General features: G+C 66.6%; 15 protein-coding genes and 1 pseudogene. 13 read left to right on the top strand and 3 right to left on the bottom strand.

The annotated features are described in order from the left end of the window. Nucleotides 1-196: 196 nt before the first annotated feature. The gene (locus MHX64_RS07250) at nt 197-2,350 is read right to left on the bottom strand and encodes an acyltransferase family protein (RefSeq protein ID WP_239356938.1); all 2,154 of its coding nucleotides are present in this window, start codon (nt 2,348-2,350) and stop codon (nt 197-199) included. Between the two features lie 371 nt (nt 2,351-2,721). Between MHX64_RS07250 and rpsP the strand changes: the two genes are divergently transcribed. After that, on the top strand, nt 2,722-3,240 hold the full coding sequence (gene rpsP / locus MHX64_RS07245; RefSeq protein ID WP_181888668.1) for a 30S ribosomal protein S16: 519 nt from the start codon (nt 2,722-2,724) through the stop codon (nt 3,238-3,240). Between the two features lie 82 nt (nt 3,241-3,322). On the opposite strand, the gene MHX64_RS07240 is transcribed toward rpsP, so the two are convergent. Then, complete coding sequence (locus MHX64_RS07240) at nt 3,323-4,294, bottom strand: DUF1963 domain-containing protein (RefSeq protein ID WP_181888667.1); 972 nt, start codon at nt 4,292-4,294, stop codon at nt 3,323-3,325. A 45-nt stretch (nt 4,295-4,339) separates the two neighbouring features. On the opposite strand from MHX64_RS07240, the gene rimM reads away from it, so the two are divergent. The 12 genes and pseudogenes from rimM (at nt 4,340) to MHX64_RS07185 (ending at nt 14,873) form a co-directional block, all read left to right on the top strand. Further along, nucleotides 4,340-4,840: a ribosome maturation factor RimM gene (gene rimM, locus MHX64_RS07235; RefSeq protein ID WP_239356936.1), complete on the top strand. Its 501-nt coding sequence runs from the start codon at nt 4,340-4,342 to the stop codon at nt 4,838-4,840. A gap of 1 nt (nt 4,841) precedes the next feature. After that, nucleotides 4,842-5,663: pseudogene (gene trmD, locus MHX64_RS07230) on the top strand (tRNA (guanosine(37)-N1)-methyltransferase TrmD); the annotation flags it as partial. A 237-nt stretch (nt 5,664-5,900) separates the two neighbouring features. Continuing rightward, complete coding sequence (locus tag MHX64_RS11975) at nt 5,901-6,032, top strand: hypothetical protein (RefSeq protein ID WP_255711319.1); 132 nt, start codon at nt 5,901-5,903, stop codon at nt 6,030-6,032. A 36-nt stretch (nt 6,033-6,068) separates the two neighbouring features. Next, nucleotides 6,069-8,357: a Tex family protein gene (locus MHX64_RS07225; RefSeq protein ID WP_239356934.1), complete on the top strand. Its 2,289-nt coding sequence runs from the start codon at nt 6,069-6,071 to the stop codon at nt 8,355-8,357. A gap of 114 nt (nt 8,358-8,471) precedes the next feature. Then, the gene (rplS, locus tag MHX64_RS07220) at nt 8,472-8,819 is read left to right on the top strand and encodes a 50S ribosomal protein L19 (protein ID WP_181888664.1); all 348 of its coding nucleotides are present in this window, start codon (nt 8,472-8,474) and stop codon (nt 8,817-8,819) included. A gap of 186 nt (nt 8,820-9,005) precedes the next feature. Then, nucleotides 9,006-9,740 carry a signal peptidase I gene (gene lepB / locus MHX64_RS07215; RefSeq protein WP_239356951.1) on the top strand — a complete coding sequence of 245 codons (735 nt, stop codon included), beginning with the start codon at nt 9,006-9,008 and terminating at the stop codon, nt 9,738-9,740. 4 nt (nt 9,741-9,744) lie between these two features. After that, nucleotides 9,745-10,401, top strand: a complete 657-nt coding sequence (locus MHX64_RS07210) for a ribonuclease HII (protein ID WP_181888662.1) — start codon at nt 9,745-9,747, stop codon at nt 10,399-10,401. Then, the gene (locus MHX64_RS07205) at nt 10,398-10,703 is read left to right on the top strand and encodes a DUF2469 domain-containing protein (RefSeq protein WP_181888661.1); all 306 of its coding nucleotides are present in this window, start codon (nt 10,398-10,400) and stop codon (nt 10,701-10,703) included. Before MHX64_RS07210 ends, MHX64_RS07205 begins: the two co-directional genes overlap by 4 nt. 182 nt (nt 10,704-10,885) lie before the next feature. Then, nucleotides 10,886-11,266, top strand: a complete 381-nt coding sequence (locus tag MHX64_RS07200) for a YraN family protein (RefSeq protein ID WP_239306807.1) — start codon at nt 10,886-10,888, stop codon at nt 11,264-11,266. Next, complete coding sequence (locus MHX64_RS07195; protein WP_239356932.1) at nt 11,253-12,779, top strand: YifB family Mg chelatase-like AAA ATPase; 1,527 nt, start codon at nt 11,253-11,255, stop codon at nt 12,777-12,779. Before MHX64_RS07200 ends, MHX64_RS07195 begins: the two co-directional genes overlap by 14 nt. Beyond that, the gene (locus MHX64_RS07190; RefSeq protein ID WP_239356930.1) at nt 12,780-13,955 is read left to right on the top strand and encodes a DNA-processing protein DprA; all 1,176 of its coding nucleotides are present in this window, start codon (nt 12,780-12,782) and stop codon (nt 13,953-13,955) included. Nucleotides 13,956-13,979: 24 nt separating this feature from the next. Then, on the top strand, nt 13,980-14,873 hold the full coding sequence (locus MHX64_RS07185; RefSeq protein ID WP_239356928.1) for a tyrosine recombinase XerC: 894 nt from the start codon (nt 13,980-13,982) through the stop codon (nt 14,871-14,873). On the opposite strand, the gene MHX64_RS07180 is transcribed toward MHX64_RS07185, so the two are convergent. Further along, nucleotides 14,836-15,375: a M23 family metallopeptidase gene (locus tag MHX64_RS07180; protein ID WP_239356927.1), complete on the bottom strand. Its 540-nt coding sequence runs from the start codon at nt 15,373-15,375 to the stop codon at nt 14,836-14,838. The two genes, MHX64_RS07185 and MHX64_RS07180, sit on opposite strands and share 38 nt — an antisense overlap. Between the last annotated feature and the right edge of the window lie 75 nt (nt 15,376-15,450).

Genomic DNA, 15,450 nt, shown 5'->3' with positions numbered 1-15,450 from the left:
GCTGTGGGCGTGGGTGGGGCTCCGGGGCATAGACCCTGGGAGGCAAAGCCTGGGATCGCGCAAAAATCGCGCGTTGCCAGGGTCTTGATCCCAGGGTCTGCGCGAGGGGACGGGGAACGAGCTGGCAGGGACGAGGGACGGGGAACGAGCGGGCCGAACCGCGGGGGAGCCGACGCGAGCGCCCCGGGTATGGGGGCTACGGGGTGGCCGGAGGGGCGTCGAGAAGCGAAAGCTCCTCGAAGATCGGCGCGAGGCGTTCCCACAGAACCGGAGCCAGCGACTCGGCGTAGGCGTTGGAGATGTGGTTTTGGTCGCGGTAGATGTACACGTTGCCGATCTGCGGCGGGCACAGACCGTCCACGCAGTACCAGCTGGCGGTGTCGATTTCCCACTGCGCGAAGGCGGCGTCGATCAGCTCCGCCGCTGGGTCCTCGGGAGCGTAGACCATGTCCGCGGCCATGGAGCAGTCGTGCTCGGAGTAGCCCGCCACGATGCACAGGTTCGGGTCCATTGGCTCGCCGGTGGGGGTGAACATCCACGGGTTGTCGCGCAGGCCCACGAACGGGATGCCTAGCTCGGCCAGGCGCTGCCAGAGGTTGGCGTAGGCTTCCGGCACGTAGTCGGCGGAGACGCGGCCGTCGCCGGCGTGGCCCGCGGGGCGGGTGGAGGTGGAGATGACCATGGCGGGCTGCAGGTTGATGATCTCCTGCATGGCGTTTTCGCCCCACTCGGCGCACTCGGGGGAGACGATCTCGTTGGCCGGATCCAGAGGCCCGCCGACGACCAGCGGGCATTCCTGGCGCACGAAGGTGGCGACCTTGAAGTGGTGCTCCTTGCCCAGTTTGTCCAGGGGGACGATAAACGGCTCGATGTGGGAGCCGCCGGCGAGCACGACCGTCGTCTCCGCCGCGAGGTCGCCGTAGGTGCAGTCAGGGCCCGGCATGGCGTCGGGGGCTTCGGGGAGGAAGATCATGCAGTCGTCGAGCCCGATGGGCGGGAACACGCCGGCGATGAGGTTCGGGTTTGGCTGCGGTTTCACGTTCGGCACTTGCGCGCCTTGGATGGCGCGGGCGCCGGGGTAGTTGACCGGGTCGAGGGCCTTTTCCGCGCTGTCGACGCGGTTGTCCCAGTACGGCTGCACGGCCAGCGCCACGGCAAAAAGCGCTGTCGCCAGCACGCCACCTACCGCACGCGCGGCACCGGGCAAGGTGCGTAGCGACGCTCTCGCGTCCGCCACCGGATGGTCGTCGCCACGCGGGCGCGGGCGGTGCTGGCGCAGCGGGTCCTCCACGAGCGTGTGGGTGACGTGTGCCAGGCACAGCGACACCACGATGACAAGTGCGCCCAGCCAGGCCGGAGGGGTGTCGTAGCCGCCGATGACGGTGACGATGATCAAAAGCGGCCAGTGCCACAGGTACAGCGAGTAGGCCACGCTGCCTAGCCAGGTCATCGGGGCGGAGGCGAGCACCCTGGACACGCCGTTGGCGTTGCCGGAGAGGATCACCAGCGCCGCACCGGTGAGCGGGATCAGGGCGATGGGGCCGGGGAAGGCCAGCGAGGTGGGAACGATCAGACCGGTGACGGCGATGAGCACCACGCCGAGCAGCGCGGTGAGCCACGCGGTGGTCTGCGGCAGGAACCGGTTCGCCGGCACGAATGCCAGCAGCGCGCCGAGGGAGAGCTCCCACGCGCGGGAGAACGTGGAGTAGTAGTTCTCGCCGGTGCCCTCCAGCCCGAAGCGGGAGGCCCAGGCGAACGACGCCACGGTGATCACAGCCAGCAGCGCAATCGCGGCGCGGCGGGCGTGCTCAGGCTTCGCGCGCAGCTTCACGACGGCCACGGCAACGACCCAGCCCATAAGAATGCCGAAGACGTAGAACTGCCCCTGCACGGACATGGACCACAGGTGCTGCAGGGGGGAAGTCTCCTGGCTGGCCGCGGCGTAGTCTGCGTTCTGCGCCATCAGCTCCCAGTTTTGGAAGTACAGCATCGACGCGGTGACCTGGCGCGACAGCTCCACGCCCATCAGTTCCGGGGTGAACGCCATGACCAGGCCGACGACTGCAACCACCACCAGCGCGAGCGCTGGCACCAGCCTGCGGATTGTTCGCCACAGTGGCCACCACGGATTCAGGTTCGGGTTCGGGCGCAGCGCGTAGCGCAGCTGGCCGCCGAGGAAAAAGTAGCCGGACAGCAGCAGGAACACATCAACGCCGCCGGAGACGCGGCCGACGAACACGTGGAAGATCACCACGAGCGCGATCGCGAACCCGCGCAGTCCGTCCAGGTCGACGCGGTAGACGGTGGAGCCCTTCGTCGGCTGTGGTGGGTGCCCTGCCGTCGTACTCAACCGTTTCTCCAAACCGTCTTGTCGTGTGTGCTTCTGTGCTGTGCCGACTATCGTCACAAGCGGTTAAGGACAATACCGTTCCGTGTTCGCGAGACCGAACCAGACTCGCGCGGGCATGACCGGGCAAAAGCGGACGCGTGTTTTGGAGCCTGGCCAAAGCGCGCGTAAGGTATCACGGGTTGTCCGGCGTGTTTGTTCGCCAGGCACGACAAGTCCATAACTGCGTACGCGCCGGATCCGTCTCACCCCGTGCTTTGAAGCACGGGAGGTCGCCCGGCCAGGCACGCGCAGGGTAAATAAGAAGGGTTGAACCGGCTCGTCGATAAGTGGCGAGTGTCTGCACTGCCCAGTGACCTAAAAGGAAGTACACCATGGCTGTAAAGATCAAGCTGCAGCGCGTTGGCAAGATCCGCAACGCGCAGTACCGCGTCGTCATCGCTGACGCCCGCACCCGCCGCGACGGTGCCGTCATCGAGAACATCGGCATCTACCACCCGAAGGAAGAGCCGTCGCTCATCCGCATCGATTCCGAGCGCGCTCAGTACTGGCTGGGTGTCGGCGCGCAGCCGACCGAGCCGGTGCTGGCACTGCTGAAGGTGACCGGCGACTGGCAGAAGCACAAGGGCCTCGACGGCGCCGAGGGCACCCTGAAGGTGGCCGAGGAGAAGCCGTCCAAGCTCGACCTGTTCAACCAGGCTCTGGAGGAGGCCAAGAACGGCCCGACCGCCGAGGCCATCACCGAGAAGCGCAAGAAGGCCAAGGAAGAGGCTGAGGCAAAGGAGGCCGCTGAGGCCGCCGCTGCCGCCGAGGCAGAGGCTGCTGAGGCAGAGGGCGAGTCCGCAGAGGCTGAGTCCGAGGCTTCCGAGGACGCTCCGGCTGAGGAGAACTAAGCACTCTTCGCTTATCGACGCCACCCCCGTTCCCGCACATTGCGCGCGGAACGGGGGTTTCGTGTTGGTGGATGAGCTTTTACTATCCGCAGTCCCAGCCGAAGATGACCCGGTCGAAGTTGCGTGCGGCGAGATCGTCAGGGTGGATGAAGAAATTGCCGCAGCCGCAGTCGCCAAACATCAGATTGCCGTCGTGACTTACAGATGCAAGCGACACGCGCGGGTCTCCGGGTGTCAGAATGCAGTCATTGATCCACTGGGAGTATCCCCCGAGCCGGGTGCTGTCCTTCCAAAAGTATGGTGCTGGCTGTAGTAGCTGGTCAGCTGAGGGGTCGAGAACGAATCCTTCTTGTTCCGCCTGTGCGACAGCGGAATCAAACATAGCTTGAAGTTCGCTTTTGTCATCTGTCCACGCTCGCGTCGTGCAAATTTCTTCTTGATCCCCGATTACTCTGCGTGACACGATCCGCCCACGGAATACATGTAGTGTTTGCAGATCGCTGTCTCTTCTAAGAAGGACGTGGGGTTTGTGGGGTGAAAAAGCGTAAGTGTTGAATTCTTTGGACCCTAGAGTCACAAATTGTTCGGTGCGCACACCAGAAATAGTGGTGGCCTCGAGCGGATCAATCGCGGGGTGATCACCAGAATCCAGGACACTTTCGGGCACCTCACCAACGTGCGGTTCCGTCGTGTCCGGAAGGTATCGAGCGTTTTGAGTTGGCTCGGGGTTCGATGGTTCTCTCACCGTATCCCGGTAATTATCGCCCCACATGTCATCATCTGAGACAAACAGTTGAAGTATTCCGGTGGTTGGAAAACCAGGGAGAGGATCGAATTCTGAAAAATTGAACTGAGCGATGAAGTACATAGGCTCACCACTGCGATACGGGTACGGCGCGTATTCGGGGAGGTACGGGGTCCCACACACCTTGGAGGTTGTGGGGCTATCCGGACGTTCGCTGGCCTCGAACCGGATTGAGGGGCGTGTAGTGAATTCGTCGAAGGGATACTTCAAATCATTGGAGGTGCCGGTTGGGCCTTCGTAGATCCTCATACTGTCGCAGTGTAAGCAGATTGTGCGCTGATAGTCTTGGCTCCCATGGAGCTGCAGATCGGCCGCGTGGTCAAGTCCCACGGCGTGAAAGGTGAAGTTGCCGTCGAGTTGCTGGCGGACGAGTCGGAGGAGCACATCGTCGTCGGCGCTGTGCTGACCGGCCGCCAGGCGGGCAAGGAGCGGGAGCTGACCGTGAAGACGGTGCGCCCGCACCAGAAGCGCCTGCTGGTCAGCTTCGAGGAGGTGCCGGACCGCACGGCCGCCGACAGCCTGCGAGGCATGAAGTTCTTCGCCGAGCCGCTGGAGCGTGAGGAGGACTCGGACGAGTACTACAACCACGAGCTCATCGGCCTGAAGGTGCGCCACGACGGCGCTGAGGTCGGCGAGGTCACCGGCGTGATGGACGCGCCGAACCGGAAGATCCTGGAGATCGACTACAACGGCAAGGACGTCATGGTCCCGTTTGTGATGGACTTCGTCCCGGAGCTCGACACGGATGCGGGCTACCTCACCATCACCCCGCCCGAGGGCCTGCTGGATGTCTAAGCTGCGCCTCGACGTTGTCACCATCTTCCCCGAGTACCTCGACCCGCTGCGCCACGCGCTGCTGGGCAAGGCGATCGAGCAGGGGATTCTGTCGGTAGGCGTGCACGACCTGCGCGATTGGGCCACCGGCAACCACAAGTCCGTGGACGCCCCGCCGCTGGGCGGGGGGCCGGGCATGGTGATGAAGCCGGAGGTGTGGGGGCCCGCGCTTGACGACGTCGCCAAAGGCCGCCCCGGAAGATCCCTCGACACCGCCGCCGCGCACCGCAACGACAAGCTGCGCCACGACGACCTCCACGAGGTGGCACCCCGTCCGTACGAGGGCGGCGAGGACAGCGGCAAACCGCTGCTGCTCGTGCCCACCCCGGCCGGCAAGCCCTTCACCCAGCAGGATGCGCAGGCGTGGTCGCGCGAGGAGCACATTGTGTTCGCCTGCGGGCGCTACGAGGGTATCGATCAGCGAGTCTTCGAGGACGCGAAAAAGCGCTACCGGGTGTGCGAGGTCTCCATCGGCGACTACGTGCTGATCGGCGGCGAGGTTGCCGTCCTGGTCATCGCGGAGGCGGTCACGCGCCTGATCCCGGGCGTGCTGGGCAACACCGAAAGCCACGAGGACGACAGCTTCTCCGACGGTCTGCTCGAAGGCCCGAGCTACACCAAGCCCCGCGTGTGGCGCGGGCTGGAGGCGCCGGCAGTGCTCACCTCCGGCGACCACGCCAAGGTGGAGGCCTGGCGCAGGGAGCAGTCCTTGAAGCGCACCCGCGAGGTCCGCCCAGAGCTGCTGGAGCAAACTCATCTGAGCGAGGACGACCGGTTCATGTTGGACGCACGCGACGTGCTTACGACGGTGAGAGTGGACGGGGCGACGCGGGTCGTCGTCAAGCAAGTGCGCAGGGCCTTGAAGAAGGCCGGATACCGCGACCCCGAGATCACGCTGGAGGGGGATACGCTCACTGTCGCCGGGCGCACGGCGCTCGCGCTCGAGGAGGCCACGCGTGCGGTGGAAAATGCGCTGCCACCTGGGGCTTATCAGTCAGGCGAGACTGTAGAGGTTTAACCTATGTGGTGGGCAACCACCGGCACCACGCGCATTGGCAAGTTCGTGATCAACCACTCCTTCCTGGTCCCGGGCGCGATCTCGGTGTTCACCTCGTGCGTGGTGGGTTCGCTTCTGGCGCAGGTGCTGCTGTAAAACTCGCGCGAAACGGGCGCGACTAGACTCGCCCGAATGACATCAATCGCAGCCACCATCGCGAACGAAATCAATGTGCGGGACAACCAGGTCGAGCAGGCGCTGAAACTGCTCGCCGAGGGCAACACCGTCCCGTTCATCGCCCGCTACCGCAAGGAGGCCACGGGCGGCCTCGACGACGCGCAGCTGCGCCACATCGAGGAGCGCAACACGTACCTGCTCGAGCTCGCCGAGCGCAAGCAGGCCGTGCTGGAAAGTATTGAAGAGCAGGGCAAACTCACCGACGAGCTGAAGCAGGCGATCCTCGCCGCCGACACCAAGGCGCGCGTGGAGGACCTCTACCTGCCGTACAAGAAGCGCCGCAAGACCAAGGCGGACATCGCGCGCGAGGCCGGCCTTGAGGCGTTGGAGCAAAAGCTTATCGACGACCCTTCGGCCGACCCCGAAACCCTGGCCGAGGCCCACCTCTCGGAGGGATTCCCGGATACGAAGGCCGCGCTCGAAGGCGCCCGCGCGATCCTGGTGGACCGCTTCGCCACGGACGCGGACTTGGTCGGCGAGGTGCGCGACCGCGTGTACTCCCAAGGCACAATGCGCTCCGCCGTGGTGGAGGCCAAGGAAACCGAGGGCGCGAAGTTCGCGGACTACTTCGAATTCTCCGAGCCCTTTGAGAAATTGCCCAGCCACCGCATCTTGGCGCTGCTGCGCGGCGAAGCCGAGGGCGTGCTCACCCTGGACATGGACCCGGGCGAGGAGGCCGTCTACGAGGGCATGATCGCGGAGCACTTCGACCTGCCGGTCAAAGACTCCGAGTGGCTGGCCAAGGCGGTGCGCTGGGGCTGGCGCACCAAGCTGCAGGTCTCCGCGAACCTGGATACCCGCATGCGGCTGAAGGAAAAGGCGGAGGAGGGCGCGCTGCAGGTGTTCAAGACCAACCTGCGCGACGTGCTGCTCGCCGCACCCGCCGGCCAGCGCGCCACGCTGGCCCTGGACCCGGGCTACCGCAACGGCGTGAAGTGCGCCGTGGTGGACGAGACCGGCAAGGTGCTTGCCACCACCATCGTCTACCCGCACCAGCCGCAAAACCGCTGGGACGCCTCCCGCGCGGAGCTGGCGTCGCTGGCCGCGCAGCACGGCGTGGAGCTCATCGCCGTGGGCAACGGCACCGCCTCGCGCGAGAGTGAAAAGCTCGCCGGCGAGGTGGCGGACCTGATCGCCCAGGCCGGCGGAAAGCGGCCGACCCCGGTGGTGGTGTCCGAGTCCGGCGCTTCGGTGTACTCCGCCAGCCAGATCGCGGCGGAGGAGTTCCCGGACATGGACGTCTCCCTGCGCTCGGCGGTCTCCATCGCGCGACGCCTGCAGGATCCGTTGGCGGAGCTGGTCAAGGTGGACCCGAAATCCATCGGCGTGGGCCAGTACCAGCACGACGTGAACCAGACCGCGCTCGCCCAGACGCTGGACGCAGTGGTGGAGGACGCGGTGAACTCCGTCGGCGTGGACGTCAACACCGCCTCGGCGCCGCTGCTCGAGCGCGTGGCCGGCCTGTCAGGCACGGTGGCGAAGAACATCGTGGCCTACCGCGACGAAAACGGCCGGTTCACCACCCGCAAGGAGTTGGGCAAGGTGCCGCGCCTCGGCCCGAAGGCGTTCGAGCAGGCCGCCGGCTTCCTGCGCATCCAGGGCGGGGCCAACCCGCTCGACGGCTCCGCGGTGCACCCGGAGGCCTACCCGGTGGTCGAGCGCGTCGCCCAGGCCACAGGTTTGAGCACCGAGCAGCTCATCGGCAACACCGCGGTGCTGACCAAGCTCGCCCCGGCAGACTTCGCCGACGAACAGTTCGGCGTGCCCACCGTCACCGACATCCTCGCCGAGCTGGACAAGCCGGGCCGCGACCCGCGCCCGGAATTCAAGACCGCCGAGTTCAAGGAAGGCGTCAACGAGGTCAAGGACCTCAAACCCGGCATGATCCTGGAAGGCACGGTGACCAACGTCGCCGCCTTCGGCGCGTTCGTGGACGTGGGCGTGCACCAGGACGGGCTGGTCCACGTCTCCGCCATGAGCCACAAGTTCGTCTCGGACCCGCACGAGGTGGTGCGCTCCGGCGAGGTGGTGAAAGTCAAGGTCATGGATGTCGACGTCGCCCGCAACCGCATCGGGCTGAGCTTGCGGCTCGATGACGAGCCGGGTCAGCCGGCGCAGAAGAAGCAGCGCAAGCAGCAGGGCAAGACTTCGGGCAAGGGTCGGAAGCGGGGTAGGCCGGAGGGACGTCGAGAAGCATCCGGCTCGATGGCCGACGCGTTGAAACGCGCCGGATTTGGGAAGTGACCGGCGCATATGTAAAATGCTGCAGGTTCTTGTAATCGACATGAACCGGCCGAGCGCCCCAGGCGGGGAAGTGCCGCCAGGGTCCTCTGTCCGAACACGTAAAGGATTGCTTTCATGAGCAACGGCATCATTGATCTTGTCGACGCAGGCCAGCTGCGCGACGACATCCCGGACTTCCGCCCGGGCGACACCCTCGACGTCCACGTCAAGGTTATCGAGGGTTCTGTGACCCGTACCCAGGTCTTCACCGGCTTTGTGGTCCGCCGCCAGGGCGCGGGCATCCGCGAGACCTTCACCGTGCGCAAGGTCTCCTTCGGCATCGGCGTTGAGCGTACCTTCCCGGTGCACTCCCCAAACATCGAGAAGATCGAGGTCGTCCGCAAGGGTGACGTCCGTCGCGCGAAGCTGTACTACATGCGCGACCTGCGCGGTAAGGCTGCCCGTATCAAGGAGCGCCGCTAGTTTCAGCGCGCACAAGTGCCCCGTCCGAGTTCGCTCGGGCGGGGCACTTTGCTTGTCGACGGCTCCCGCGGTGCTAACGTATCCCGGGTGACCAACGTGAACGGACCCGCAGGCGAGCCCTCTGCCTCGAAGCCTGCACAGCCCCACAACCCGTACGCCGCCGAGCCGCGCTATGAGGCCGCCCCGGTGGCGCAGCAGCCGGCCGCGGACGAGCCGGAGGAGAAGAAGGAGCTTCCCTGGTACGTGGAGATCCCGGTCGTGGTGGTGCTGACGCTTCTGATCATGTTTGTGATCCAGACGTTCATCGGCCGCCTCTACGTCATCCCGTCCGCCTCCATGGAGCCCACGCTGCACGGCGAGTCCGGCTCCGGCGACCGCATCTTCGTGGAGAAGGTCAGCTACTACTTCTCCGACCCGGAGCCGGGCGACGTGATTGTCTTCGCCGGCACCGATTCCTGGAACACGGGCTTCGACTCCAACCGTTCCTCCAACCCGGTCATCCGGGGCATGCAGGAGGTTGGCTCCTGGGTGGGCCTGGTGCCGAAGGACGAGAACACTCTGGTCAAGCGCATCATCGCTACCGGCGGGCAGACGGTGTCCTGCCAGGCGGGGGACCCGGCGATCATGGTGGACGGCAAGCCCATCGACCAGTCCTACATTCTGCAGCCGAACTTCTACCCGGTGGATAAATCCACAGGCTCCGACGCCTGCGGCGGGCCGTACTTCGGCCCGGTGACGGTGCCGGAGGGCAACTACTTCATGATGGGCGACAACCGCACCAATTCACTGGACTCGCGCGCGCACATGGGCGACCAGTTCCAGGGCACCATCCCGGAGGAGAACATCCGCGGCAAGGTCAAGGCTGTGGTCTTCCCGGTCAACCGCATGCAGGGCGTGAGCGACCCGGACATCCAGCAGTAGGCCCGTGCGGCGCTTAAAACAGCTGCGCACCTACGAGGTCGCCTTGGACAAGGCGGGTTTCGGTCCGGTGGCGGGGGTGGACGAAGCCGGCCGGGGCGCGTGTTTCGGCCCCATCACCATCGCCGCGTGCGTGCTGCCGCCAAAGCCGCAGTCGGCACTGGCGGAGCTCACGGACTCCAAAAAGCTCACCGCTCGCAAGCGCGACGTGCTGTTCGACGCTGTGAAAGACATCGCGGTGGCGTACTCCGTGGTGCACATCCCTGCGGCAGAGATTGACCGCCGTGGCATCCAGCACGCCAACATTGACGGCGCGCGCCGCGCCGTCGCCGGGCTTTCGGTGCAGCCGGGCTACGTGCTTATCGACGCGTTCCGTATCCCCGGCCTTCCCTCACCCCAACTGCCGGTGGTGGGAGGCGACTACACCGCCCGCTGCATTGCCGCGGCAAGCGTGCTGGCCAAGGTGAGCCGGGACCGGCTGGTGTGCGAAATGGCCCAGAAGTTTCCCCAGTACGGGCTGGAGGGCCACAAGGGTTATTCCACGAAGGTGCACATGGACGCGGTGCGCCGCCACGGTGCGAGCCCCGAGCACCGTTATAGTTATGCGAACGTCAGGGACGCTGACGACTTCTATTGGCAGTCCAGCAAGAAGGGGCACGCATGAGCGCCGAGGATCTTGACAACTACGAGGCTGACGTCGAGCTTTCCCTCTACCGCGAGTACCGGGACGTGGCCAGCCAGTTCTCCTACGTGGTGGAAACGGAGCGCCGGTTCTACCTGGCCAACGCCGTGAAACTCATCCCGCACACCGATGGCGGCGACGTCTACTACGAGGTGCTGATGTCGGACGCGTGGGTGTGGGACATGTACCGCGCGGTGCGTTTTGTGCGCTACGTGCGCGTGATCACCTACAAGGACGTCAACATCGAGGAGCTGGACAAGCCCGATCTGACCTTCCCGGAATAGGGCTGTCGCGAACCGTTTGTAAAACTCGGCGTGTCGCGCTTTGCGTCAGGGATTCACCTGGCCAAATTCCGGTGCGGTCGCCGAGTTTTACAAAACTGCCCGCGCCATGGAACCGCGGCGGGGCCTTCCGCGTCTGATAGAGGACCAACATTTTTGGCAACTCTATGAAACGGGGAGGCACCGTGCAGGTGAACTATCAGGACCAGTGGGAGCTGGGCAGGGCAGGCGAGCACGCCGCCATCAGGTGGTACGAGGACGAGGGCTACACCCTCTTGGGCCACCGGCAGCGCATGCGGGCGGGCGAAATCGACGCCGTCGTCGAGGACGAGGACGGCACCGTCGTCTTCGTGGAGGTGAAGTCCCGCCGCGGCACCGCGTTCGGCGCCGCGGAGGCGGTGACCACGAAGAAGCTCAACACCATGCGCCGGTGCGCGGCGCAGTGGCTGGACAAGCATTCGCAGGGCCAGTACCGCCCGATCCGCTTCGACGTGGTGGAGGTGGTCTTCGATGGGGAGGATTACATCCTGCGCCGGTTCCCGGGGGTCGAAGATGGCGCTTGCTAGCACGATGAGCGCGACCGTGGAGGGGGTCACCGCCCGCCTGGTCACGGTGGAGGCAAACGTTGGCGCCGGGTTGCCCGGCATGCACATGGTGGGGTTGGGCGACGCGGCTGTGAAAGAGTCGCGCGATCGCATCCGCACCGCGATTTCGAATTCTTCCCTGCCGTGGCCGCGCACGAAGATCATGGTGTCGCTCTCGCCCGCGCACCTGCCGAAGGCCGGCTCGCACTTCGACCTGCCGATCGCGCTGGCGGTGCTGGGCAGCCTGGATCCACGCGTGGAGCGCACGCTCGCGTCCACGATGTTCTGCGGGGAGCTTGCGCTGGACGGGACTTTGCGACGGGCCGAAGGCGTGCTGCCGATGCTCATCGCAGCTTTCGACGCGGCAGAGCCAATCCGCACCGTCGTCGTGCCCAGGGCTAACGCCGCCGAGGCCGCGTTGCTGGGCCGCCGGGAGGTGCTGGTGGCGGATTCGCTTGCGCAGGTGTGGCAGTGGATCACCGGCGAAGCGGAGTTGGAGCCCGCCACAGCGCCGGAAGCGGCCACGCCGCAGCGTGCGGCGCCGGATTTCCAGGACCTGGCGGGGATGTCCGAGGAGCGCGAGGCCCTCGAGGTGGCCGCGGCCGGCGGGCACCACGTGATGATGATCGGCCCGCCGGGCTCAGGCAAGTCCATGCTGGCGGAGCGCATCCCGTCGATCCTGCCGCCGATGGATGTGCAGGAGATGGTGGAGGTCACCGCCATCCACTCTGCTGCCGGGGTGTCCGGCGGCGGGGTAGTGGCAACGCGCCCGTTTATCGCCCCGCACCCCTCGCTGACGCGCGCGGCGCTGATCGGCGGGGGAGGCGGCACCCCGAGGCCCGGTGTGGTGAGCCAGGCGCACCGCGGGGTGCTGTTTTTGGACGAAGCCTCGGAGATTCCGGCGCCGGTGCTCGACGCGCTTCGCATCCCGCTGGAAAAACGCGAGGTGCGGCTGACACGCGCGAAAAGGGAAGTGGTCTACCCGGCGGACTTTCAGCTGGTGCTGGCGGCGAACCCGTGCGCCTGCCAGCGCATCAAGGGGCAGTGCACGTGCAAGTCCCCGCAGCGGGCGCGGCACTTAAGCAACGTCTCCGGACCGTTGAAGGACAGGCTGGACGTGTTCGTGACCACTTCTGGCGACGCGGCGGTGCTCAGCCCGAGGGACGCGGAGCCGTCGAGAAGCATCGCCCAGCGTGTGGCGGCCGCCCGCGAGCGCGCCGCAGCCCGGTGGGCGAAAGCGGGCTGCGACGAGGACGTCAACGGACGTGTGCCCGCGACGCTGATCCGCAGGCATTTCCCCGCCAAGGAATCGGCGATGGCGATGCTGCAGGCGGAGCTGGTCCACGGCAAGATCACGCAGCGCGGGGTGGATAAATGCCTCAAGCTGGCCTGGACGCTCGCGGACTTGGAAGAGATGGACCAGCCGGACATCCACCATGTCTGCCGCGCGGTGGAGATGCGCGAGCACCAGCTGCAGCAGCAGGAGGTGGCGTAGATGTCGTCGTTGGAATCCTGGGCCTACCTCTCACGGGTGGTGGAGGGGCCGTCGCACCACATCCAAGCGCTTTTGCGCGTGGGCAAGTCCGCGGACGAGATCGCCGACGGTGTGCGCACCCGCGCCACCTGGATCGGCGGCCTGCTGTCGCAGACCGAGAACCGATACACCTGGGACCGCCCGGCCGAGGACCTCGAGTTCGCGGCGGAGCTCGGCTACACGCTTATCACCCCGGAGTCGCCGCAGTGGCCGACGGAGGCGATCCAGTGCTCGTTTGGCCGTAAGCAGACGGGGGCGGCGAGCAAAGCCAGCCACCAGCCCGACGGCATTGCGCCGCACGCGCTGTGGGTTGCGGGAAACACGAACTTGGCGGGCCTGTTCGCCCAGTCCGTGGGCGTGGTGGGCACCCGCCACGCCACCAAGTACGGCCACATGGCAACAAAGGATCTGGTCGCCGGCCTGGGCGGGCACAACTACACGGTGGTCTCCGGCGGCGCGCTGGGCATCGACACGGTCGCCCACACGACGGCCATGGACGTGCACACCCCGACCGTGGTGGTGGCGGCCTGCGGGCCTGGCGAGCACTACCCGCGCTCCAACAAGGCGCTCTTCGAGCGCGTGGTGGCCACGGGCGGCGCGTTGATGACGGAGTATCCGCCCTCGGTCACCCCGGACAGGCACCGCTTCCTCACCAGAAACCGCCTCGTGGCGGCGCTAACGCTGGGCACCGTGCTGGTGGAAGCGCCGTTTCGCTCCGGGGCGCTGAACACCCTGAAGTGGGTCAACGTGTTCAACCGCACCGCCATGGCGGTGCCGGGGCCGGTCACGGACGCCCAATCCCTCGGCGCCAACCTGGCCATCCAGAACAACGAGGCCGAGATGGTGCTCAACGCCGGCCAGATCCACGAGCAGCTCTCCGCCGTCGGAGAGTACAGCGCCGAAGAGCAGATGGAGATGGAGTACCCGCCGAGCGTGACCCAGCAGCTCTCCCGCAACGAGCTGCGCATTTACGACGCCCTTCCGCCCGCCGGCCGCGCCGGCCGGGAAGCCGAGGCTGTGGCGGCGGATTCTGGGCTTTCCATCGCGCTGACGGTGCACATCCTGATGGACCTGTCCAAGCGCGGGTTGGTGGAGCGCGACAAGCGGCTCTGGTCGCGGGTGGAGCAGCCCGGGTAAGGGGAGCGAGTACACTGCCGTGACATGAGTAAACAGCTGGGGCAAGTGCAGGCGGCGGTGGAAGACTTCGCCGAATACGCCGAACTTGTCCTCGGCCGCTCCCCGAACACGGTCAAGGGCTACGTCGCAGATCTCAAACGGCTCGCGGGCTACGCAGATACCTTCGACGCGTTCACCCTCGACGCGCTGCGGCGCTGGCTGGCGGACGCGATGGGCGCTGGCAAGAGCCGGGCCACGCTGGCTCGCCGCACCGCCGCCGCCCGCGCCTTTTCCACCTGGGCCTACCGCCAGGGATACATCAGCACCGACGCCGCGGCGCGGCTGAAAGCGCCGAAGGTCAACCGCCCGCTGCCCACGGTGGTCAAGGGCGAGCGCGCCGGGGAGCTCGTTGAGGCGGGCACCGCCGACGACGCCCACCCGGCCGAGTATTTGCGCGACCGCGCCATGCTCGAGCTGCTCTACGCCACCGGCATCCGCGTCGGCGAGCTGACGGGCCTAAACCTCGGCGACGTGGACTTAGCCCGCGGCCTGGCGCACGTCACCGGCAAGGGCAACAAGCAACGCGTCGTGCCGTTCGGCGACGAAGCCGCGGCGGCTGTGTCCGAGTGGCTGGAGTTCGGCCGTGCAGAACTTGCGGGCGACACGCCGGCGATGTTCGTCGGCTCCCGCGGCGGGCGCATCGACCAGCGCCAGGTGCGCCGCATCGTCGAGCGCGCCGGGCAACGTGCCGGGGTGGAACACGTCAGCCCCCACACGCTGCGCCACACCACCGCCACCCACATGCTGGAAGGCGGGGCGGACCTGCGCGTGGTGCAAGAGATGCTCGGCCACACCAGCCTGCAAACCACGCAGATTTACACCCACGTCTCCGCGCAGCGGCTCAAACGCGTCTACGACCAGGCGCACCCGCGCGCGTAGTGGAGCCGTCCAGGGGTTTGAGCCTGATCCGCGGCGCCTCCAACAGTGTGAGCGGGTCGATGTAGGCGTCCTTGCCCGTAAGCGCGCCCCAGTGCAGGCCGTCGTGGGAGCCGGAAAACCCCGCGGGGGCGTGCGCCAGGGTGCCAATCGGCTCGCCCTCTTTCACCTTGTCGCCGACAGTCAGCGGGGAGCGCACCGGCTGGTACGTGGTGCGGATCCCGCCGGCGTGGTCGACGGAGACCACCGGGGTGCCGGCCACCGCGCCAACGAACGCCACCACGCCATCGCCGGCGGCCAGTACGTCGGCGCCGATGCGAAGAGGCAGATCCACGCCGCGGTGGCCGGGCTTCCAGTTCTGCTCCGGGATGTCAGCGGGCCGCGCCACCGCCGCCGGGTGCGGGGTGCCGGCGGCGGGATCGACCCAGGCGGCTGCCGGGGCGGCGCAGGTGGCGGCGGCAAGGATGAGGGCGGTGGTGGACCGGAGGATCGTCGATAGGCGCATGCGTGAATAGGAGCACGCAGGACGCAAGAAAACTAGCCTGGTTGCGGAAATCTGTGGATAACCCGGTGCCTGCTG

The organism is Corynebacterium sp. ACRPZ (genome assembly GCF_022346205.1).
Taxonomy (GTDB): domain Bacteria; phylum Actinomycetota; class Actinomycetes; order Mycobacteriales; family Mycobacteriaceae; genus Corynebacterium; species Corynebacterium lehmanniae.
The sequence above is the reverse complement of the archived record's forward strand: the minus strand, read 5'-3'. Positions and strand labels throughout refer to the sequence as shown.